This window comes from Noviluteimonas gilva (genome assembly GCF_009740395.1).
Lineage (GTDB): Bacteria > Pseudomonadota > Gammaproteobacteria > Xanthomonadales > Xanthomonadaceae > Noviluteimonas > Noviluteimonas gilva.
On the sequence record NZ_WOXT01000002.1, the window covers coordinates 521,633 to 542,539 of the forward strand.

A 20,907-nucleotide genomic window follows, 5' to 3' on the forward strand; every position below is an offset into this window, starting at 1 on the left:
ACTGGCGGGATGCGCCTAAACAAGTTCATCAGCGACACCGGCGCCTGCTCGCGCCGCGAAGCCGACCGCCTCATCGCCGAGGGCCGCGTCCAGGTCAACGGCATCCGCGCCCGCGTCGGCGCCGAAGTGGGCGACCAGGACACCGTCCTCGTCGACGGCCAACCGGTCGTCGCCCGCGCCGCGCCCGCGCCCGGCAAGCGGCGCCACGTCTACATCGCGCTCAACAAGCCCACCGGCATCACCTGCACGACCGAGACCGGGGTCAACGACAACATCATCGATTTCATCGGGCACCAGGAGCGGATTTTCCCGATCGGGCGGCTCGACAAGGACTCCGAAGGCCTGATCCTGCTGACCTCCAACGGCGACATCGTCAACGAGATCCTGCGCGCCGAAAACAAGCTGGAGAAGGAATACCTGGTCGCGATCAACCACCCGGTGACCGACGAATTCCTGCGCGGCATGGCCCGCGGGGTGCCGCTGCACGGGGAAACCACGCTGCCCTGCAAGACCGGCAAGCTCGGCCGCTTCGGGTTCCGCATCGTGCTGGTGCAGGGGCTCAACCGGCAGATCCGCCTGATGGCGGCGCACTTCGGCCACCGCGTGAAGCAGCTGATGCGTGTGAGGATCGGCACGGTGAAGCTGGGCCATCTGAAGGTCGGCCAGTGGCGAAACCTGACGGAGAAGGAACTTCAGGCCCTCTTGCCGAATCGGACGGAGTGGTGAGGTTGGTCGCCCAACGAGCGAGACGTTCGTCGGGACACCTGAACTTCGTCCACCCGCATTCACACTTCGGCGTGAAAGTAGGGTAAGGTGCGCCCACTGTTTCAAGCGGGATCACGGTACATCGTGGCCCGATGCGGTAGATCAAGGCGTCAGCCCGCGGTCCGCTACATCGTTCGCTCATTACCCCTTGCTGGACAGTCTCGGTGTGCAAAGTGCGCACCGTGCACCAACCATCTGTTTTTCAAGGAGTAGTTTATGTCCGATCGTCAGACCGGTACCGTCAAGTGGTTCAACGACGCCAAGGGCTTCGGCTTCATCACGCCGGAATCCGGCCCGGACCTCTTCGTGCACTTCCGTTCCATCCAGGGCACCGGCTTCAAGTCGTTGCAGGAAGGCCAGCGCGTGTCGTTCAAGGTTGTGCAGGGCCAGAAGGGCCTGCAGGCCGACGAAGTCCAGGCCGTCTAAGGTCCACGACTTGCGGTATGCCCGGTGCGGAAACGCACCGGTCGCACCTTCGAAAACCCGGCCTCGTGCCGGGTTTTCTTTTGCCCGAAGAAAATTTTTCGCGCCCACACGTCGGATGCGAACGCATCGGGTGTATTCAGGCGTCACGGCGCTGGCGATAATTTGCATCGCGACCCTCGAGCCAATGGATTGCCTCAAATGACGCGCGTTCCGCTGTTCGTTCTCCTCCTTGCCATGGTCACGCTGGCGGCCTGCCGCCGCGAAGCGCCGACACCCGCGGCCAACGCGCCGTCCGGCGCCGCCACCACCGCCGCGCCCGCCAGCGCCGCCACCGCGCCCGCGCCGCTCAAGGACGTAGTGGAAACCACGCCGCGCTACGTCATCGGGATCACGTATCCGAAGGAAGCCGCGCCGTATCCGGGCCTGGTCACCGCGTTGATGGCGTATGCGGCGGACGCGCGCAAGGATCTGATCGGCGCCGTCGAAGCGCTCGGCAACGACACGCCGACCGCGCCGTACGAGTTGAGCCTGTCCTACACCACGCTCGTGGATTCGCCGAACCTCGTCGCGATCGCCGCCGACGGCAGCCTCTACACCGGTGGCGCGCATGGTTCGCCGCTGATTGCCCGCTTCGTGTGGTTGCCGAAGCAAAACGCGATGCTCACCTCCGACAAACTCGTGCCCGACGCGAAGGGCTGGCAGGCGATTTCCGATTTCGTGCGCGAGCAGTTGCACACCGCGCTGTCGCAACGCATCGATGCCGACGACGTGCCCGCCGAAGAACGCGCCGACATGCTGAAGAACGCCGGCGAAATGATCGACGACGGCACCCAGCCCAAAGCGGACGCGTTCTCCGAATTCGAACCGCGCGTCGGCGCCGACGGCAGGATCGGTGCGCTGCGCTTCGTCTTCCCGCCCTACCAGGTGGGGCCGTACGCCGACGGCACGCAGACCGTCGACGTACCCGCCGAAGTACTGCTGCCGCACGTGGCGCCCGCGTACCGGAGTTTGTTCCGCGGCGGCTGAGCCGGCGCGGAGGCAGACCGCCGTGTCGCCGCATCCGTTCCGCCGGCGCGTCGAAGGCTTGTTCGAGGACGCGGGCCTGTATTTCGACGACGCGCGCGCCGGTGGCGCCGCGCCCTGCGATCCGCGCGTGCACGACGCGCGCTTCTTCCGCCGCATCCTCGCGCAGGGCTCGCTCGGGCTCGGCGAGTCGTACATGGAGGGGTGGTGGGACGTCGCCGATCTCGACGGCATGCTGTACCGCCTGTTGTCCAACGACATCGACCAACGCGTGCGCGGCGTCGGCGAAGTGTGGGATGCCTTGCGCGCGCGCCTGATGAACCTGCAGAGCGAGACGCGCAGCTTCGAAGTCGGCGAGCGGCATTACGACCTCGGCAACGACCTGTATCGCGCGATGCTCGGCAAGCGCATGGTCTACAGCTGCGCGTACTGGCGCGAAGCGCACGATCTGGATGCCGCGCAGGAAGCCAAGCTCGACCTGGTGTGCCGCAAGCTCGGCCTGCGCCCGGGCATGCGCGTGCTCGACATCGGCTGCGGGTGGGGCGAGGCGCTGAAGTTCGCCGCGGAGCGTTACGGCATCCGCGGCGTCGGTGTCACCGTGTCGCGCGAACAGGCCGACTACGCGCGCTCGCTGTGCACGGGCCTGCCGATCGAGATCCGCCTGCAGGATTACCGCGAAATCGACGAAGGCTTCGACCGGGTGTTTTCGCTCGGCATGTTCGAACACGTCGGCGTGCGCAACTACGAGACTTACTTCGACGTCGCGCGCCGATGCCTGTCGGCCGATGCGCCGGACGGCGGGTTGTTCCTGCTGCATACGATCGGCAGCGCAACCTCGGTCGACCACACCGATCCGTGGATCGAACGCTACATCTTCCCCAACTCGATGCTGCCGTCGGCCAAGCAGATTTCCACGGCGATCGAAGGGCGCTTCGTGTGCGAGGACTGGCACAACTTCGGCGCCGATTACGACCGCACGCTGCAGGCGTGGCGCGCGAACGTGGAGGCTGCGTGGGATCGGCTGCCGGCGCGCTACGACCAGCGCTTCCGGCGGATGTGGCGGTTCTATCTCGCCGGATCGATGGCCGGCTTCCGCACGCGCCACCTCCAGCTCTGGCAGTTGGTGCTGTCGCCGCGCGGCGTGCCCGGCGGGTACATCGCCCCACGGTAGGCGTCGCATGGCCTGAGACGGCCAGGTGGGAAGGTTCGCCCCATGCCCGTTCAGCCCGCCCTCGCGCCCGAGGCGGATAATCCGTCGGCCATGTCGGCGCGTTCCCCCGTCCTCGATCTCTTCCATCCCGCCGTCGCCGGCTGGTTCACGCGCGCCTTTCCGGCGCCCACCGAAGCGCAGGTCCAGGCCTGGCCGTCGATCGAAGGCGGGCGCCACACGCTCGTCGCCGCGCCGACCGGATCGGGCAAGACGCTCACCGCCTTCATGGCCGCCATCGATGCACTGGTCCGCCAGGGTTTGTCGCCCGATGGGCTGCCGGAAGCCACGCAGGTCGTCTACGTCTCGCCGCTCAAGGCGCTGTCCAACGACACCCATCTCAACCTCGACGCGCCGCTCGAAGGCATCCGCGCCGAACTCGAACGCATGGGCCTGCCCGACGTCGCGATCCGCACCGCGGTGCGCACGGGCGACACGACGCAGAGCGAGCGCGCGCGCATGCGCAAGACGCCGCCGCACATCCTGGTCACCACGCCCGAATCGCTGTACGTGCTGCTGGGTTCGGATTCCGGCCGCGCGATGCTGTCGACCGCGCGTACCGTCATCGTCGACGAAATCCATGCCGTCGCCGCGAGCAAGCGCGGCAGCCATCTGTCGATGTCGCTCGAACGCCTGGATGCCCTGTGCGGCCGCCGCCTCACACGCGTGGGTCTCTCGGCGACGCAGAAGCCGATCGAGGAAGTCGCGCGTTTCCTTGTCGGCGCCGGGCACGTCGAACACGGCGTGGCCGACTGCGACATCGTCGACATCGGTTACGCGCGCGAACGCGACCTCGCGCTCGAAGTCCCACCCACGCCGCTGCAGGCGGTGATGTCGAACGAACAATGGGATCAGGTTTACAAGCGCATCGCGCAACTGGTCGAGCAACACAAGACGACGCTGGTCTTCGTCAACACGCGCCGCATGGCCGAACGCGCCGCGCGCCATCTCGGGGATCTGCTGGGCAAGGAACACGTCGCCGCGCACCACGGTTCGCTTGCGAAGGAATTGCGCCTGGCCGCGGAGCAACGCCTGAAAACCGGGCAGCTGAAGGTGCTCGTGGCGACCGCGTCGCTGGAACTGGGCATCGACATCGGCGATGTCGACCTCGTGGTGCAACTCGGTTCACCGCGTGCGATCGCCGCTTTCCTGCAACGCGTGGGCCGTTCGGGCCACTTCGTGGGCGGCGTGCCGAAGGGCCGCCTGTTCCCGCAATCGCGCGACGACCTGGCCGAATGCGGGGCCTTGCTCGACTGCGTGCGTCGCGGCGAACTCGACGCGCTCCGCATGCCCAGGGCGCCCTTCGATGTCCTCGCGCAACAACTCGTCGCCGAAGTCTGTGCGCAGGAATGGGACGAGGACGCCTTGTTCGCGCTGGTGCGCAACGCCTGGCCGTATGCGCAACTGCCGCGCAAGGCCTTCGACGACATCATCGAAATGCTCGTCGAAGGCTTCACCACGCGCCGCGGCCATCGTGCGAGCTATCTGCACCGCGACGCCGTCCACAAGCGCCTGCGCGGTCGCGCGGGCGGGAAACAGAGCGCGGTGATGTCCGGCGGCACGATCCCCGATACGGGCGATTACGCCGTGCTGCTCGAACCGCAGGCGATCAACATCGGCACGGTCAACGAAGACTTCGCGATCGAAAGCCTCGCCGGCGACATCTTCCAGCTCGGCAACACGAGCTACCGCATCCTGCGCGTCGAATCCGGCCGCCTGCGCGTCGAGGATGCGCAGGGCATGCCGCCGAGCATCCCGTTCTGGCTGGGTGAAGCGCCGGGCCGCACCGACGAACTCTCGGCCGGCGTCTCGCGCCTGCGCACGGCATTGGCCGCGCGCGTGGAAGCGAGCGAAGACCCGATGGGCTTCCTCACGGGCGAAGTGGGAATGGACGAAACCGCCGCGCGCCAACTCGCCGATTACTTCGCACGGCAGATCGCCGCGCTCGGCACCATGCCGACGCAGCAGCGCATCGTGCTGGAGCGGTTCTTCGACGAATCCGGCGGCACGCAACTGATCCTGCATTCGCCCTCCGGGTCGCGCGTGAACCGCGCGTGGGGCCTGGCGCTGCGCAAGCGCTTCTGCCGCAAGTTCAACTTCGAACTGCAGGCGGCGGCGACCGAAGATGCGATCGTGCTGTCGCTCTCGACCAGCCACAGCTTCCCGCTGATCGAAGTGGCCTCCTACCTGCATCCGAATTCGGCGCTCGACATCCTCGTGCAGGCGCTGCTCGACGCGCCGCTGTTCGGCGTGCGCTGGCGCTGGAATGCGACGACGGGCCTCGCGCTGCCGCGCTTCGTCGGCGGCAAGAAGGTCGCGCCGCAATTGCAACGCATGAAGTCCGAAGATCTCCTCGCGACCGTGTTCCCCGATCAAGTCGCCTGCGCGGAGAACCTGGTCGGCGAACGCGAAGTGCCCGACCACCCGCTCGTCGCGCAGACACTCGACGACTGCCTGCACGATGCGATGGATGCCGAAGGCTGGCTCGCGGTGTTGCGCGGCATGGGCTCGGGCGAGATCGAAGTGATCGCGCGCGATCTCACCGCGCCGTCGCCCTTCGCGGCTGAAGCCCTCAACGCGCGGCCTTACGCGTTCCTCGACGACGCGCCGCTGGAAGAGCGCCGCACGCAGGCCGTCATGGCGCGCCGTTATGCGGAAGACGACGCGCCGGGCGACCTCGCGCGCTTGGATGCCGACGCGATCGACGAAGTGCGCGCGCAGGCCTGGCCCGACGCGCGCAACGCCGACGAAATGCACGAGGCCCTCATGGGTATCGGCACCGTCACCGATGCCGATGCGAGCGCGAACGGCTGGCTGCCCTTGCTGCAATCGCTGGCCAAGGACCTGCGCGCGACGCACGTGGCCGTGGGCGAGGGCCAATGGTGGGCGGCCGAGCGTGTGCCGCAACTGCTGGCGCTGCATCCGGATGCGACGTTCGCGCCGAAGGTCACTACGCCGGATATCTACGTTCGCGAGTGGCCGCGCGAGGAGGCCGCGATTGCACTGGTGCGGGCGCGCCTGACAGGCGTGGGACCGATCACCGCAGGCGCGCTCGCCACCACGTTGGCCTTGCCGCGCAGCGACGTCGACCTCGCGCTCGCGTCGCTCGAAACCGAAGGCTTCGCCATGCGCGGCCGTTTCAGTTCCGGCGAGCAGGCGACGCACGAGGACGAGTGGTGCGAACGCCATCTGCTCGCGCGCATCCATCGCTACACCATCGGCCGGCTGCGTCGCGAAATCGAACCGGTCGAGCCGCGCGATTACATGCGCTTTTTGTTCGACTGGCAGCGCGTCGCGCCATCGGCGCGCGTGAGCGGGCCGGAAGCGCTCGCGGGCGTGGTCGCGCAATTGGAAGGCTTCGAAGCGCCCGCCGCCGCGTGGGAATCCGATTTGTTGCCCGCGCGCGTCAACGATTACTCGATCGCGTGGCTCGACGATTTGTGCACCGCCGGCCGCACGACCTGGGCCCGCCTGCGCAATGCACCGTCCGATGCGCAGGGCGGCCGCACCGCCCCGGTGCGCGCGACGCCCATCGTGTTGCTGCCGCGTAAACAACTGGCGACGTGGTCGCAGGTCGCCGCACAACGCAACGATGAAGAGCCCGCGCTTTCGTCGCGCGCGGAGAAGGTCGCCGACTATCTGCGCGAAAACGGTGCGTCGTTCTTCGACGAGCTCACGACCGGCGCGCACTTGTTGCGCACGGAGTTGGAAGACGCGCTCGCCGAACTCGTCGCGCGCGGCCGCGTGCACTGCGACAGCTTCGCGGGTCTGCGAGCGCTGCTCGTTCCGCAATCGAAGCGGCCGCATGCCTTCGGTGCGCGTCGCGGGCGGCGTGCATCATTGTTCGGCATCGAAGACGCGGGCCGCTGGACGCTGACGCGCAAACCGACGCAGCCGCAGGCCGTCGAACCCGAAATCATCGAGCACATCGCACGCACCTTGCTGCGCCGCTATGGCGTCGTGTGCTGGCGCCTGCTCGAACGCGAGGCCGCCTGGCTGCCGCCGTGGCGCGAGTTGCTGCGCGTGTATCACCGGCTCGAAGCCCGCGGCGAAATCCGCGGCGGCCGCTTCATCGCGGGCCTGTCGGGCGAACAGTTCGCGCTGCCCGAAGCGATCGGCGCGCTGCGCGCGGTGCGCAAGCGCCCGCATGACGGGGCGCTCGTGAGCCTGTCCGCACTCGATCCATTGAACCTCGTCGGCACGATCCTCGCCGGCGACAAAGTGCCGCGCCAGCTCGGGACGCGCGTGCTGTATCGCGACGGCATCGCGGTCGCGACCTGGATCGCAGGCAAGCTGGCGTTCCACGTCGAGACCACGCTCGACGAGCAGCGCACCTGGCGTCGCGCGCTGCTGCGCGAGCCCGAACCCACGTTGCATCCCGCATAGCGAGGAACGCCCATGGCGCAGATGTCCTGGACCACCCGATGGGAATCCTGGCGCGAGCTGATGGGGCGATCGGGCACGCCGCAACGCCGGCGCGTCGAAGCGTTCCTGCAAACGCATCCGGCGTTGTTGTACTGGGGCGATTCGTGGTTCAGCACGCCGCTGTATCTCAACCTCGCGCGCCAGAGCCTGTTGCGGATCACCGGCATGGCGATGGTCGTCGGCAAGCCGGGCGCGACGGCGTCGGACCTGTTCGCGCCCAACGAAGTCGACCGCATGATCGATCGCATCAACGGATCGCCGTTCGATGTGTTGTGTTTGAGCGCGGGCGGGAACGATCAGCTCTCCGAGCGCCTGGCGCAGTCGTTCCGCGCGTGGCAACCGCCGCGGCAGCAACCGAAGATCACGGGGCAGGCTGCCTTCGACCTGCTGATGCAGGCCGGTGGATTCGCGCCGGTGTTGGCGAGTTACACGCGCGTGCTCGATGCGGTGCGTCGCAAGGTGCTGCCGCGACGGCCCGCATTCCGCGTCGTCGGCCACACCTACGCGCCACTGCAGCGCATCGGCGCGCCGGCGGATCTCACCGTCGAAAACATCGGGCTCATCGCCTGGATCAAGGACGACATCGGCCCGTGGCTGTGGAAGCCGATGCAGCACGTGCTGATCGACAAGGCGGAAGGAAAGGCGTTCGCCGACCTGCTGTTGTTCGAAGGTTTCCGCGACGGCGTGCTGGAACCGCTGACGCAGACCTTCCCCGGCCTGTTCACCTACGCGGACTTCGAAGCCTTCCTCCCCGCGCGGCAGCCGGCGTTCTGGTACGACGAGATCCACCCGACCGAAGACGGCTTCGCGCAATTGGCCTCGCCGTTCAACAACGCGGTGCGTTCCGCGCTGCCGCCGGTGAAGTGGGGCGCGGTTGCGTGATTACGCAGCGGGGCTGATTCGCACCGGCATCTCTTTGTACAGCGGCGTCCTGCTCCCCGCGGAATAGACACTCGCCGCGATCAACCCGCTCGCTTCCGGGTAATACGCCGCGCAGCAACCCGGCGGGATGCCCCATGCGCGCGCGGTGAATCCTTCGACGCGTCGTTCGTGGCCATCGTCGACCAGGCATTCGATATCCACGCGGTCGCCATCGCGTAATCCGCGCCTGGCAAGATCCCCGGCGTTGAGGAACACCACGCGCCGGTCGCCTTCGACGCCGCGATAGCGATCGTCGCTGCTGTAGACCGTGGTGTTGAACTGGTCGTGCGCGCGCATCGTCATCAGCGTCAGCGCCGCTTCGCCGTGCGCAAGGCGCGCCTGTTGCATCGGGGTGTCGTCGTGCAGCGCGTGCGCCATGAAGCGTGCCTTGCTGTTCGCGGTATTCCATTGCCGATTCGAGGCGGCGTTCGGCAGCATGAAGCGGCCGTCCTGCAGCAGGCGATCGTTGTAACGTTCGAAGCCTTCGGTCACGCCGCGCTGGCAGCGTTCGATGCGATCGCGGATCGCCGCATAGTCGTCGGCGAATTCGCGCCACGGCACGCTCGGCGCGGCGCCGATCGCCTGCGCGAGTTCGGCGACGATCGCCGGTTCGCTGCGCTGCAGTTCGCTGATCGGCGCCTGCACGCCGCGCGAGGCGCGCACGGTGGCCGACGAATCCTCGGTGGAAATGCACTGCTCGCCGCCGGGGCGCAGGTCGCGGTCGGTGCGGCCCAGTGTCGGCAGCAGCAGGCCGATTGCGCCCGGATGGCAGTGCGTGCGATTGAGCTTGGTCGCGATGTGCAGCGTGAAGCGGCAACGTTCGAGCGCGGCCAGCACGCGCGGTGCATCGGGCGCGGCGACGCCGAAGTTGCCGCCGAGCGAGAGCAGGGCGCGCACGTTGCCGTCGAACAGGCCGTCGATCACGCCGGCCGCGTCGCGTCCTGCATCGCGGCACAGGCGCACGCCGGGGAAGGTGTGTTCGATGTTGTCGAGCCACGCGTCGGTGACCTGCGAGGTCGCGCCCATCGTGCGATCGCCCTGCACGTTGGAATGCCCGCGCACCGGCATCGCGCCGGCGCCGGTGCGGCCGATGTTGCCGCGCAACAGCAACAGGTTCACGACCTGCTGGATCGTCGCGACCGCATCGGGGTGATGGGTCAGGCCCATGCACCACGTGATCATCGTGGACTTGGCGCGCGCGTAATGCGCCGCGATCTCGCGCATCTGCGCTTCGTCCAGGCCGGAGCGCGCAACGAGCGTCGCCCAGTCGCACGCATCGAGGTCCGCGATCAACGCATCGAACCCTTCGGTGTGTTGCGCGATGAACGCCTGGTCGAACACCGTGCCCGGCGCCGCGCGCTCCGTTTCCAGCAGCGCCTTCATCACGCCCTTGAGCGCCGCGAAATCGCCGCCGATGGTGACCTGGTAGATCGCGTCGGCCACCGCGATGCCGGTGTCGCGCGCCAGTTCTGCGACGTTCTTCGGATCGGAGAAATGCGTGAACCCACGTTCGCGCAGTGGATTGACGACGAGGATCGTGGCGCCGCGCTTCTTCGCCTCGTACAACGCCGCCATCATGCGCGGATGGTTGCTGGCCGGGTTCTGGCCGATGACGATGAACAACTCGGCGTTCTCGAAATCCTCGAGCGTGCAGGTGCCCTTGCCGGTGCCGAGGCTCTGCTTCAGCGCGAGACTCGAGGGCTCGTGGCAGAAGTTCGAGGAATCGGGCAGGTGCGGACTGCCGTAACCGCGCGCGGCGAGTTGCCAGAGGAACGCCGCTTCGTTGCTGCTGCGCCCCGACGCGTAGAACGCGACCGATTGCGGCGGCAGGGCATGCAGTTCGCGCGCGGCGACGGCGTAGGCCTCGTCCCAATCGATCGCGCGATAGGTGCCGACGGTCGCGTCGTACAACACCGGCGTGGTGAGCCGTCCCTGGAACTCCAGGTCGAAATCGCCCAGCGCCCGCAATTGCGCGGGCGTCTTGCCGTCGAAGAATTCCGCCCCGACCGACTTGCGGGTCATCTCCCACGCAATCGCCTTCTGGCCCTGCTCGCAACTGTCGACGAGCGGATGGCCCACCTTGTCGGGGAAGGCGCAGCCCGGGCAGTCGAACCCGCCCACCTTGTTGGCGGTGAAGAACGAGCCGATCAGCTTCAGCGGGATGCCCTGGCGCGACCAGGCGCGCACGGTGCCGCGCAGTGCGCCGCGGCCGCCGGCGGGGGAGGGTTTGCGGGGAGTGGTCATGACAGCCGGTTTAACCTCACCCGAGCTCTGCTGCAAGGGAAGGATGCGTGTCCTCCATCAGCGGCAGTATTCGTAACCCTGAAAGCGCGAACCGCCCCGTGAACGTTCCTTTCACCCGGCTGTTACGCATGAGTACGCACATTGCGCCCCATCCCCCGCGTAACCCAGGTCCAGCCCCAATGGTCATCCACCTCCATGCCGCCCCCCGCGACATCGACGAAGTCACCTCTGCGCGCGCCCGAGCCCTCGGCGAACTCGCGACGGGTTTCTATCCCGACATGACCTGGCAGAAGGTCGAACCGCAGATGGCGAGCGACTGGACCCGCGTGCGCGGCGACTCGCAACTGGGCTGGAACGAAGTGCGCGAAGAAGCGCATTCGGCCTGGCAGGTCGCGAAGTTGAGCAAGGATGGTTGCTGCTGCGACGACAAGCCGGTGCGCGTGCAGTCCGCCGCCTGATCGACCCACCTCGGTGATGCAAAAGGAAAGGGCCGCAATGCGGCCCTTTCGCTTGTCCACGATCCAATCGAGGGATCAACCGCCCGCGGCGGCCTTCTCCTGCGGCTTGGCTTCGGCGGGGTGCTTGGAATCGTCGGCCGAGCCATCCAGGCCACGACGCTTCAGCAGCGGACCGATCTCCGGCTTGCGACCGGCGAAATCCTGGAACAACTGCAGCGCATCCTTGCTGCCGCCGCGCGAGAGCAGCGTGTCGCGGAAATGATCGCCGTTGGTGCGCGTCAGGCCGCCGTGCTGCTTGATCCATTCCACCGTGTCGGCATCGAGCACTTCCGACCAGATGTAGGCGTAGTAGCCGGCCGAGTAGCCGCCCATGATGTGGCTGAAGTACGGCGTCTTGTAACGCGGCGGCACCGGCGCGAAATCCACGCCGTTTCGCTTGAGCGCGTCGGCTTCGAAGGCCATGACGTTCGCGGCCGCCGGCACTTGCTCCGGCGTGATCTGGTGCCAGGCCTGGTCGAGCAACGCCGCGCCGAGGTATTCGGTCGTGGTGAAGCCCTGGTTGAACTTGCTGGCGGCCAGCACCTTGTCGAGCAGTTCCTTCGGCATCGGCTTGCCGGTCTGGTAGTGCTTGGCGTAGTTCGGCAGCACCGTCGGCCAGTCGGCCCACATCTCGTTGACCTGCGAGGGGTATTCGACGAAGTCGCGCGGCACGCTGGTGCCGGTGAAGTAGGGGTACTTCACGTTCGAGAACATGCCGTGCAGCGCGTGGCCGAACTCGTGGAAGGTGGTCGTCACTTCATCCCACGTCAGCAGCGTCGGCTGGCCTTCCGGTGCCTTGGTGATGTTGAGGTGGTTGGCGACGACCGGCTTGAAGCCGGTGAGGTCGGACTGGTCGACGTAGGAATTCATCCACGCGCCGCCCTGCTTGGAGTCGCGCGCGAAGGGATCGAACAGGAAGATCGCGAGCTGCTTGCCGTCCTTGTCGAACACGTCGAACACGCGCACGTCCGGCTCGTACACCGGCAGGTCCTTGCGTTCCTTGAACGACAGGCCGTAGAGCTGGTTGGCCGCGTAGAAAACGCCGTTGCGCAGCACGTTGTCGAGTTCCAGGTAGGGCTTGAGTTCGTTCTCGTCGAACGCGAACTTGTCCTTGCGCACCTTCTCCGAATAGAAGGACCAATCCCACGGCTCGAGCTTGAAGGTCGGCTGGCCCTTGGCGGCCTGTTCGCGGTCGATCATCGCCTGCAGGTCGGCCGCTTCGCGGCGCGCGTTGGCCACCGCCGGCGGAGCGAGCTTGCCGAGCATGTCGTTGACGGCCTGCGGGGTCTTCGCGGTTTCGTCTTCGAGCACGAAGGCGGCCCAGTTCGGATAGCCGAGCAGCTGCGCCTTCTGCGCGCGCAGCTTGACGACCTTCGCGATGATCGCGGTGGTGTCGAACTCGCCGCCGTTGCCGCGCGCCATCGACGCGCGATACAGCTTCTCGCGCAGCGCGCGATTGGTCAGCTGTGCCGCCGGCGGCTGGCCGGTGGTGTTGAGGATGGTCAGAACGTACTTGCCATCGAGCTTGCGCGACTTGGCGACGTCGGCCGCCGCGTCGATCTGCGCATCGGACAGGCCGTCGAGTTCGGCGCGCGTGTCGACGACCACCGCGGCGGCGTTGCGGCCCGCGATCAGCTTGGTGTCGAACTGCGTGCCCAGGGCGGCGAGCTGACCGTTGATGTCCTTGAGCTTGGTCTTGTCCGCTTCGCTCAGCTTGGCGCCGGCGCGGACGAAGTCGGTGTAGTAACGCTCGACCAGGCGCGTCTGCTGCGCGTCCAGGCCCAGCGAGGCGCGGCGGTCGTACAGCGACTGGATGCGCGCGAACAGCTTGGGGTTCAGGCGGATGGCGTCGCGGTGCGCGGAAAAGATGGGCGCGTAATGTTCGTCGATCTTCTCGCGCGCTTCGTTCTTGTCGGCGCCGAGCAGGTTGTAGAAGACGGTGGCGGCGCGCGTGAGCGTGCGGCCGTTCTTCTCCATCGCCAGGATGGTGTTGTCGAAGGTCGGCTCGGCCGTGTCGCTGGCGATGCGGTCGATTTCGGCGAGCTCGTCCTTCATGCCCTGGTCGAAGGCCGGACCGAAGTCGGTGTCCTTGATCTTCGCGAAGTCGGGGTAGTGCAGGGGCAGCGTGCTGTCGGCGAAGAACGGGTTGGAAGCGGGGTTCTGCACGGCGGATCCTTGGGTCTGCGCGGCCGCGGCGGGCGCATACGTCAAAGCAGGCGTGCCTGCGGCGAGGGCGAGCGCCAGGGCGCAGGCGAGCGGGTGCTTCATGGGTGGGTTCTCGTCGGACGGAACCCGCGAATTTACCCGAGCCGGGTGAAGGCTACCCATGACGAAAGCCATGTCCGGTGAATGCGGCCGTTTCGGCCTCACAAGGCGTCGGTTCACGGGGGCCAGACCGCCCCGTCGCAACAATGCGGCCTTCCCCCAAACTCTCGGAGCTCCCATGACGACCGTGACCTCGGTGATGACCGCCAACCCCGCGTCCGCCACGCCCGAGACGCCCCTGCGCGACATCGCCCGCCTGATGATCGAGAACGACTGCGGGCAGATTCCCGTCGTCGACACCAAGGGCATGCCGGTGGGCGTGGTCACCGACCGCGACATCGCCGTGCGCATCGTGGCCGAAGGCCGCGACACCATGAACGCGACCGCCTCCGATGCGATGAGCGCCCCGGTGCAGAGCGTGCGCGAAGACAGCACCCTCAAGGATGCGACCGCACTGATGGAAGCCTCCAAGATCCGTCGCGTGCCCGTGGTCGATGCGCAGGGCAAGCTCACCGGCATCGTGTCGCTGGCCGACATCGCGCTCGCCGGCAAGGACGGGCAGACCGCCAAGGTCGTCAAGGAAGTCTCCGAGCCCGGCAGCAAGCACTGAGCTAGACTCCGGGGCGACCCAACGTCGCCCCGGATCGCACACCCATGACCACTGCTTTCGACTTCAGCGCGCAGGACATCGACGGCCAATCGCGTTCGCTCGCCGACTACCGCGGCAAGGTGTTGCTGATCGTCAACGTCGCGTCCAGGTGCGGGTTCACGCCGCAATACACGGGGCTGGAAAAACTCTGGAAGGACTACGCCGATCGCGGGCTCGTGGTCCTGGGTTTTCCGTGCGACCAGTTCGGCAACCAGGAACCCGGCGACGAAGCGGAGATCAAGAATTTCTGCTCGCTCACCTATGACGTCGACTTCCCGTTGTTCGCGAAGATCGACGTCAACGGCGCCCAGGCCCATCCCCTCTACAAGTGGTTGAAGGAAGAGAAGGGCGGGTTCCTGGGCATCGACGCCATCAAATGGAACTTCACGAAATTCCTCGTCGGCCGCGACGGCAAGGTGCGCAAGCGTTACGCACCGACCGACACGCCCGAATCGCTCGCGAAGGACATCGAAGCCGCGCTCGCCTGACGCCGCTTCACGCCGAACAAGGGACGCAGCACCGGCACGCGGCGAATCACCGCGTGGAGCAGCGCGCAACCGGCGACGGTGCCGATCAACACCAGCGCCGGTTCGACGACCGGCCCGACGTGCATCGGCACCAGCACGAAAGCGATCGCGATGATCAGGCTCTGGTGCAGCACGTACCACGGGTACACGGCTTCGTTCGCCCACGGCAGCCACGCGAACGGGCGGTCCAGGTACGTGCGGCCGTAACCGAGGATCGCGCACAGCATCCACCAGATGTACAGGTTGCGCAGGATCCAGATGCCGGCCTGCAGCGACTCTGAGACTTCTTCGGGCAGCACGAACACGCACGCGGCATAGAACGCGAACAACGTAATCGCGCTGATCAGTGCGCGGCGACGCAGGCGCGCGAGTTCGGCCCACACGGCTTCATTCGTGCCGAGCCACCAACCGTAGAGGAACATCGTGAAGTACACGCTGTGGCGGAACCAGTCGTGCACCAGATCACCGGTGTCTTCGAAATGCGGTTGCAGCAGCAGGGTGAATGTCGCGAGCGGGATCGCGGGAACGATCAATAACCAGAGGCCGCGCAACTTCGCGAGCGGATTCGGCAGGCGGCGCAACAGCGGCAGGAGCAGCGCGAACGCGACCGTGTAAGTCCACAGATACGCCAGGTACCAAAGGTGGTTCCAGGTGAAGCCGTGTTCCCAGCCGGCGAAGGCGCCTTCGGGCCAGGTCGTGTGACCGTAATAACGGACGAGAAAGGCGAAGAACCCCCGCTCCACCAGCCCGTTCGACACGCCTTCGACATACGGTTGGATCGGCACGACGACCCACATGCCGAACACCAGCGGCAGCAGCAGGCGCCAGCTCCGCATCGCGATGAAGCGGCCGATGCGGGTGTCGCGCAACAGGAAGTGCACCGACAACCCCGAGATCAGGAAGATCAGGTCCATGCGCCAGCGGTTGACCGCGAGCATGGGCAACTGGATCGCCTCGGTCGTGTAGGTCGACTTGATGTGCCAGCCCCAGTCCTCGCCGCCGACGTAGAGCATCGCCCAGTGGTAGAGGATGAGCATGCCGAAAGCGATGGCGCGCAGGGCATCGATGTCGTGGCGTCGGGAGCTGGGCATGGCGGTGGTCCACGGGTGGGGATGGCCCACGCTCGCCCCGCGAGTGCGGCAATGACAGCGCCAAGTGATTGATTCGCCGGTCCCGGGGACGAATCGCGGGATCGAGGGACGAACCGGTTCCGCCCATGCGCGTCCCTCCGCCACAATGCGCGGGATGTCGACCGACACGCTGCCGATGACCCCCACCGCGTGGGATCGCTTCCGCCCCTGGCGCCGCACCTTCGAGGTCGGCTTCTGGGTGGTGATGTATTGCGTGAACGCGACCGCCAACAGCGCGGTGACCTGGATCGACATCCAGCGTGCGCACCTCGACTTCCAGGCCTGGGAACCGGCGGTGTGGGAATGGTCGAGCGCGATCGTCTGCCTGGCGCTGGTGCCGGCCGTCGCCTGGTACACGCGCTGGAACCCGGTGCGCTTCGACACGTGGCGTCGCGCGCTGCCGCTGCATGTCCTCGGCAGCGTGGCCTGGTCGATCGTCCACGTCGCGGGGATGGTCGCGATCCGCAAGGCGGTGTACGCGGCGCAGGGCGACACCTATGACTTCGGTCCCGTGCTGCGCGAATGGGGCTATGAATACCTGAAGGACGTGCGCAGCTACGCCTCGCTGGTGGCGACGATGGAAGCGTGGCGCTGGTTCCTGCGCCGCTGGCAGGGCGAGGCGAGCCTGCTGTCGCAACCCGACGACGCGCCGGCGGCCGTGCTCGCCGAACGCCCGGAGCGCTTCCTCGTCCGCAAGCTCGGCAAGGAATTCCTGATCGCCGCCAACGATGTCGAAGCGCTGCAGGCCTCCGGCAACTACGTGAACCTGCGCGTGCGCGGCCACGAGTACCCGTTGCGCAGCACGATGGCGACGATCGAACAACAACTCGATCCCGCGCGCTTCGTGCGCGTGCATCGCAGCCACATGGTGAACCTGGACTGCATCGCGCAGATCGAACCGCTCGATACGGGCGATGCGCGCGTCGTACTGCGCGACGGCACCGTCGTTCCGTGCAGCCGACGTTATCGCGACGCGCTGCGCCCGGCGAACGCCTAGGCGCGTCAAAACCGGTAACGCTCCGGCGATTTGCCGCCGACAAGAACAAGGGAAGACGCAGTAGCCGATCTTCCCGACGCACAGGCGGCGTTTCGCCTTTCGCGTCGCGGCGCGAACGCGCGAGATGGCGCCATGACGCCCGAATGCCATCTCCTGCGCGACGAACTGCTGGCCTATGCCCGCGCGATGCTCGACCGTTTCGGCGGCTTCCAACCTTTCGGCGGTTACGCCGTCGCACCCGATCGCGTGACCCACGTCGGATTCGCGCCGGCGATGCTCGCCGCTGCGCCCTGCGACCGCACGCTGGCGCGCGAACTGGCGGAAATCGATGCGTCGGCGGTGGCGCACGCGCTGGTGTTCGACATCCACCTGCACGTGCCGCATGACGGCATGGCGTCCGCGATTCGCCTGCACCTGTCGCACGTCGAAGGGCGGTGCATGGATCTGTTCATTCCGTATCGCGCCCGCAAGGCCATGCCGACGCTCTACGGGTCGTCCTTCGTGCTGAAAGGCACGTCCATCGGATTCCCGAGGAGGTGACGCGATAACGAAGCGATCACTTCTCGACGAACGCGCGCTCGAACACGTATTGCCCCGGCACGCCGATGCGCGGCGCGGCGGTGAAGCCGCGGCCGTCGAGCAGCGCACGGAAGTCGGCGAGCATCTGCGGGCTGCCGCAGACCATCGCGCGGTCGTGCACGGCGTCGAGCGGGGGCAGGCCCAGGTGGTCCATCATCCGGCCGCTGTCCATCAACTCGGTGAGGCGTCCGCACTGGTCGTTGCCGCCGACCGCGAACGCTTCGCGCGACACCGCCGGGTAATACAGCAGTTGCTGGCGGATCTGCTCGCCGAGGAATTCGTGGTTCGGCAATTCGTTGCCGATGTAATCGCGATAGGCGAGGTCCGCGGCGTTGCGCACGCCGTGGCAAAGGATCACGCGTTCGAAGCGTTCGTACGTCGCCGGGTCCTTGATCACCGCCAGCCACGGCGCGAAGCCCGTGCCCGTGCCGAGCAAGTACAGATTGCGGCCCGGATGCAGGTCGTGGATCAGCAGCGTGCCCGTGGGCTTGCGGCCGATCAGCACGCTGTCGCCGGGGCGGATGTGTTGCAGGCGCGAGGTCAGCGGGCCGTCGGCCACCTTGATGCTGAAGAACTCCAGTTGCTCTTCCCAATTCGCGCTGGCGATCGAATACGCGCGCATCAACGGGCGCGTCGACCCGTCGGGCTGTTCCACCGGCAAACCAATCATGACGAACTGGCCGTTCTCGAACCGAAAGCCGTCGTCGCGCGTGGTGGTGAAGCTGAAATACGCGTCCGTCCAGTGACGGACATCGAGCACGGTTTCGGTGCCGAAGGGGGAGGACATTGCGTGCGGGGGAGGGTGGAACGTGGGGGTTGAATTCTAAGGGAATGGGGAATGGGGAATGGGGAATGGTTGAAACGGGGCGATTTGAGGCGATTGCGACCTGCGGCGATGGCGACCTGCGGCGAATCAACTATTCCCTATTCCCTATTCCCTATTCCCGCTTCACCGCGTCCCGCGCTCCTCCTTCGGCCGCGCCCGGTGATCGCGCCGGAACGCACTCCAGATCAGCAGCAGCCCCAGCACGGTGCCGATCAGGAACAGCACCAGCGCCAATGCCGGGTAACCGAACAGGCGCGCCCCCGCCGTGTCCACGCGCATCAGCATCGCCGAGGCCAGGATCAGCGCGGCGGTGATCACGCCCGCGGTGATGCGGTTGGCGATCTTCTGCAGGTTCTCCATCAGCTGCGAGTCGTCGAGCCCGCCCAGTTGCACGGTCAACCGGTTTTCCGCCAGCAGCGAAAGGATGTCGGAAATCTTGCGCGGCGATTCGCGCAACAGCGATTGCACCTCGAGCACTTCGCCGGCGATGTTGGCCGGCGAGAAGGACTGCCGCATCCGCTCGCGCATCACGTGCTGGATGTGGTCCTCGGTAATTTTCTTGACGTCCAGGTGCGGCTCGAGCGCGAAGGCCACCTGTTCGAGATTCAGCAGCGTCTTGCCCAGCAGGCTCAGCTCCGGCGGCGTGCGCAGGTTGCAGGCCGTGGAAATGCGCACCAATTCGATGACCAGGCGACCTTCGGACATCGACTGCGAGCCCGCGTGCGCGGCGTAACGCGCGACGAGTTGGCCGATCTCGCGCTGGAAGCGCTCGTGTTCGAAGTCTTCCAGCCGCGTGCCCATCGCGATCGCTTCGGCCGCGACTTCCTCGCCGCGCCCATCGACCGCGCCGAACAACAGCTTGAGCAATCGCTCGCGCTGCTTGGGCGGCACGTGCGCGATCATGCCGAGATCGAACAGGCCCAGCCGTCCGTCGTCGGTCACCAACATGTTGCCGGCGTGCGGATCGGCGTGGATCTCGCCATGCACGAACATCTGGTCCAGATAGCCTTTCATGAGCGCCTTGCCGAGCAGGCCCATGTCCTGCTCGGTGCGCCGCACGCCGGAGATCGCGGTCACCTTGACGCCGCGCACCAGGTCCATCGTCAGCACGCGCGTCGAGCACAGGTCGCGCACCGGTTGCGGGCAGAACAACTCCGGATAGTCCTGGAAGTGTTCGGAGAAGCGCTCGAGGTTTTCGGCTTCGACGCGGTAATCCAGTTCGGCGAACAGCGTCTTGCGGAATTCGTGCACCCAATCGGCGAAGCGCAGCCGGCGCCCGATGTCGGTGATGCGATCGGCCTTGCCGGCAAACGAAGCGATCGTGTCGAGATCCATGCGGACCTGTTCGGCGACGAACGGGCGTTGCACCTTCACCGCGACCTCGCGCCCGTCGCGCAACACCGCGCGATGCACCTGCGCGAGCGACGCGCTGCCGATCGGCACTTCGTCGACGGAGTCGAACACCTTGTTCATGCGCGCGCCGATCTCGGTTTCGAACACCGCGCGCACGATCTCGAACGGCACCGGCGAGACTTCGTCCTGCATGCGCTGCAAGGCCGTGATGTAGGCCGGTGGCACCATGTCGGGTCGCGTGGAGAGCGCCTGGCCGATCTTGATGAAGGTCGGGCCGAGCGCTTCGAGATCGTCGACGAATTGCTCGGCGTCGACCTCGACGTGCTCCGGCGGCTCCATGCCGGTGGTCGCGCTGTCGAGGTCGATGCCGGTGAAGACACCGGCGCCGCGGTACTTCAGCAGGAACGCGATGATCTGCGCGCTGCGGGCGATGCTGACGGGCGTGTTTCCATTCATGTCCGCAAGCCTAGTCGCGGGCGCGTCAAAGGCCTTTCACCGCGCGCCGGGGCGCCGCGCGGCTAGCATTCGGGCATGCGCACGCTGTGGACCATCGGGCATTCGATCCGCGACTGGGAAACGTTCGTCGGGATGTTGGACGCGGCGGGGATTCGCGCGCTGGTCGACGTCCGGCGATTCGCCGGTTCGCGCCGGCATCCGCAGTTTTCCGGCGAGACGATGGCGCAAGCGCTACCGCAAGCGGGCATCGACTATGTGCCGATGGTCGACTTGGGCGGACGTCGGACGCCGTCGAAGGATTCGCCGAACACGCGGTGGCGCAACGCGAGTTTCCGTGCGTATGCCGATTACATGGCGACGCCGGGCTATCGAGATGCGCGTGCCGCGCTTGGGTCACTCGCGCGTGCGACACCCACCGCGGTGATGTGCGCCGAGGCGATGTGGTGGCAGTGCCATCGTGGGTTGATCTCGGATGACTTCAAGGCCGACGGGTGGGAAGTCGTGCACCTGGTGTCGCCGGGCCGCAGCGAGGTGCATCCGTACACGGGGGCTGCGTTGATCGCTGACGGGCGGCTGACGTATGCCGAGCCTTCGACGGGGTCGTTGTTCTGAGGCGC

Annotated in this window: 17 protein-coding genes; 12 read left to right on the forward strand and 5 right to left on the reverse strand. The window is 66.8% G+C overall.

Going from position 1 to position 20,907, the window contains the following annotated elements; all coding sequences use genetic code 11:
* Positions 1 to 9 precede the first annotated feature (9 nt).
* From GN331_RS09500 to GN331_RS09525, 6 genes are all read left to right on the forward strand, one after another.
* The gene (locus GN331_RS09500; RefSeq protein WP_156641729.1) at positions 10 to 726 is read left to right on the forward strand and encodes a pseudouridine synthase; all 717 of its coding nucleotides are present in this window, start codon (positions 10 to 12) and stop codon (positions 724 to 726) included.
* A gap of 255 nt (positions 727 to 981) precedes the next feature.
* A complete protein-coding gene (locus GN331_RS09505) occupies positions 982 to 1,191 on the forward strand; it encodes a cold-shock protein (protein WP_036164817.1) in 210 nt (69 codons plus the stop codon).
* A gap of 198 nt (positions 1,192 to 1,389) precedes the next feature.
* Positions 1,390 to 2,217: a DUF3298 and DUF4163 domain-containing protein gene (locus tag GN331_RS09510; protein ID WP_156641730.1), complete on the forward strand. Its 828-nt coding sequence runs from the start codon at positions 1,390 to 1,392 to the stop codon at positions 2,215 to 2,217.
* 22 nt (positions 2,218 to 2,239) lie between these two features.
* Complete coding sequence (cfa, locus tag GN331_RS09515) at positions 2,240 to 3,385, forward strand: cyclopropane fatty acyl phospholipid synthase (RefSeq protein ID WP_331713433.1); 1,146 nt, start codon at positions 2,240 to 2,242, stop codon at positions 3,383 to 3,385.
* A 90-nt stretch (positions 3,386 to 3,475) separates the two neighbouring features.
* Positions 3,476 to 7,807, forward strand: a complete 4,332-nt coding sequence (locus tag GN331_RS09520) for a DEAD/DEAH box helicase (protein WP_156641731.1) — start codon at positions 3,476 to 3,478, stop codon at positions 7,805 to 7,807.
* Between the two features lie 12 nt (positions 7,808 to 7,819).
* Complete coding sequence (locus GN331_RS09525) at positions 7,820 to 8,728, forward strand: hypothetical protein (RefSeq protein WP_156641732.1); 909 nt, start codon at positions 7,820 to 7,822, stop codon at positions 8,726 to 8,728.
* Here the strand turns inward: GN331_RS09525 and GN331_RS09530 are convergent, their stop codons facing one another.
* Positions 8,729 to 11,011: an FdhF/YdeP family oxidoreductase gene (locus GN331_RS09530; RefSeq protein ID WP_156641733.1), complete on the reverse strand. Its 2,283-nt coding sequence runs from the start codon at positions 11,009 to 11,011 to the stop codon at positions 8,729 to 8,731. It lies immediately after the preceding gene.
* 179 nt (positions 11,012 to 11,190) lie between these two features.
* Here GN331_RS09530 and GN331_RS09535 point away from each other — a divergent pair, with 179 nt between their 5' ends.
* Complete coding sequence (locus tag GN331_RS09535) at positions 11,191 to 11,469, forward strand: hypothetical protein (RefSeq protein ID WP_156641734.1); 279 nt, start codon at positions 11,191 to 11,193, stop codon at positions 11,467 to 11,469.
* A 75-nt stretch (positions 11,470 to 11,544) separates the two neighbouring features.
* Here GN331_RS09535 and GN331_RS09540 read toward each other — a convergent pair whose 3' ends face one another.
* Positions 11,545 to 13,776, reverse strand: a complete 2,232-nt coding sequence (locus GN331_RS09540; protein ID WP_156641735.1) for a M3 family metallopeptidase — start codon at positions 13,774 to 13,776, stop codon at positions 11,545 to 11,547.
* A 175-nt stretch (positions 13,777 to 13,951) separates the two neighbouring features.
* Between GN331_RS09540 and GN331_RS09545 the strand changes: the two genes are divergently transcribed.
* Together GN331_RS09545 and GN331_RS09550 are read left to right on the forward strand one after the other, a co-directional pair.
* Complete coding sequence (locus tag GN331_RS09545) at positions 13,952 to 14,383, forward strand: CBS domain-containing protein (RefSeq protein ID WP_197427070.1); 432 nt, start codon at positions 13,952 to 13,954, stop codon at positions 14,381 to 14,383.
* Between the two features lie 44 nt (positions 14,384 to 14,427).
* Positions 14,428 to 14,910, forward strand: coding sequence for a glutathione peroxidase (locus GN331_RS09550; RefSeq protein WP_156641736.1), 483 nt, complete (start codon positions 14,428 to 14,430; stop codon positions 14,908 to 14,910).
* On the opposite strand, the gene GN331_RS09555 is transcribed toward GN331_RS09550, so the two are convergent.
* Positions 14,850 to 16,040 carry an acyltransferase family protein gene (locus GN331_RS09555; protein WP_156641737.1) on the reverse strand — a complete coding sequence of 397 codons (1,191 nt, stop codon included), beginning with the start codon at positions 16,038 to 16,040 and terminating at the stop codon, positions 14,850 to 14,852. The two genes, GN331_RS09550 and GN331_RS09555, sit on opposite strands and share 61 nt — an antisense overlap.
* A 154-nt stretch (positions 16,041 to 16,194) precedes the next feature.
* On the opposite strand from GN331_RS09555, the gene GN331_RS09560 reads away from it, so the two are divergent.
* Positions 16,195 to 17,076 (forward strand): LytTR family DNA-binding domain-containing protein, encoded by an 882-nt coding sequence (locus GN331_RS09560; protein WP_231734440.1) that lies wholly within the window; start codon positions 16,195 to 16,197, stop codon positions 17,074 to 17,076.
* A gap of 132 nt (positions 17,077 to 17,208) precedes the next feature.
* Complete coding sequence (locus tag GN331_RS09565) at positions 17,209 to 17,616, forward strand: hypothetical protein (RefSeq protein WP_156641738.1); 408 nt, start codon at positions 17,209 to 17,211, stop codon at positions 17,614 to 17,616.
* A gap of 16 nt (positions 17,617 to 17,632) precedes the next feature.
* On the opposite strand, the gene GN331_RS09570 is transcribed toward GN331_RS09565, so the two are convergent.
* Together GN331_RS09570 and GN331_RS09575 are read right to left on the reverse strand one after the other, a co-directional pair.
* Positions 17,633 to 18,442: a ferredoxin--NADP reductase gene (locus tag GN331_RS09570; protein ID WP_156641739.1), complete on the reverse strand. Its 810-nt coding sequence runs from the start codon at positions 18,440 to 18,442 to the stop codon at positions 17,633 to 17,635.
* A gap of 162 nt (positions 18,443 to 18,604) precedes the next feature.
* The gene (locus GN331_RS09575) at positions 18,605 to 20,290 is read right to left on the reverse strand and encodes an ABC1 kinase family protein (RefSeq protein WP_156641740.1); all 1,686 of its coding nucleotides are present in this window, start codon (positions 20,288 to 20,290) and stop codon (positions 18,605 to 18,607) included.
* 75 nt (positions 20,291 to 20,365) lie between these two features.
* On the opposite strand from GN331_RS09575, the gene GN331_RS09580 reads away from it, so the two are divergent.
* A complete protein-coding gene (locus GN331_RS09580) occupies positions 20,366 to 20,902 on the forward strand; it encodes a DUF488 domain-containing protein (protein WP_156641741.1) in 537 nt (178 codons plus the stop codon).
* Positions 20,903 to 20,907 lie beyond the last annotated feature (5 nt).

Excerpts from the sequence above, each read along its gene's own strand:
- GN331_RS09570 (WP_156641739.1), bottom strand. The coding sequence starts at position 18,442 with ATGTCCTCCCCCTTCGGCACCGAAACCGTGCTCGATGTCCGTCACTGG.
- GN331_RS09525 (WP_156641732.1), top strand. The coding sequence starts at position 7,820 with ATGGCGCAGATGTCCTGGACCACCCGATGGGAATCCTGGCGCGAGCTG.
- GN331_RS09530 (WP_156641733.1), bottom strand. The coding sequence starts at position 11,011 with ATGACCACTCCCCGCAAACCCTCCCCCGCCGGCGGCCGCGGCGCACTG.
- GN331_RS09505 (WP_036164817.1), top strand. The coding sequence starts at position 982 with ATGTCCGATCGTCAGACCGGTACCGTCAAGTGGTTCAACGACGCCAAG.
- GN331_RS09575 (WP_156641740.1), bottom strand. The coding sequence starts at position 20,290 with ATGAATGGAAACACGCCCGTCAGCATCGCCCGCAGCGCGCAGATCATC.
- GN331_RS09555 (WP_156641737.1), bottom strand. The coding sequence starts at position 16,040 with ATGCCCAGCTCCCGACGCCACGACATCGATGCCCTGCGCGCCATCGCT.
- GN331_RS09540 (WP_156641735.1), bottom strand. The coding sequence starts at position 13,776 with ATGAAGCACCCGCTCGCCTGCGCCCTGGCGCTCGCCCTCGCCGCAGGC.
- GN331_RS09535 (WP_156641734.1), top strand. The coding sequence starts at position 11,191 with ATGGTCATCCACCTCCATGCCGCCCCCCGCGACATCGACGAAGTCACC.
- GN331_RS09550 (WP_156641736.1), top strand. The coding sequence starts at position 14,428 with ATGACCACTGCTTTCGACTTCAGCGCGCAGGACATCGACGGCCAATCG.
- GN331_RS09565 (WP_156641738.1), top strand. The coding sequence starts at position 17,209 with ATGACGCCCGAATGCCATCTCCTGCGCGACGAACTGCTGGCCTATGCC.
- GN331_RS09580 (WP_156641741.1), top strand. The coding sequence starts at position 20,366 with ATGCGCACGCTGTGGACCATCGGGCATTCGATCCGCGACTGGGAAACG.
- GN331_RS09560 (WP_231734440.1), top strand. The coding sequence starts at position 16,195 with ATGTCGACCGACACGCTGCCGATGACCCCCACCGCGTGGGATCGCTTC.
- GN331_RS09545 (WP_197427070.1), top strand. The coding sequence starts at position 13,952 with ATGACGACCGTGACCTCGGTGATGACCGCCAACCCCGCGTCCGCCACG.
- GN331_RS09500 (WP_156641729.1), top strand. The coding sequence starts at position 10 with ATGCGCCTAAACAAGTTCATCAGCGACACCGGCGCCTGCTCGCGCCGC.
- GN331_RS09510 (WP_156641730.1), top strand. The coding sequence starts at position 1,390 with ATGACGCGCGTTCCGCTGTTCGTTCTCCTCCTTGCCATGGTCACGCTG.
- GN331_RS09520 (WP_156641731.1), top strand. The coding sequence starts at position 3,476 with ATGTCGGCGCGTTCCCCCGTCCTCGATCTCTTCCATCCCGCCGTCGCC.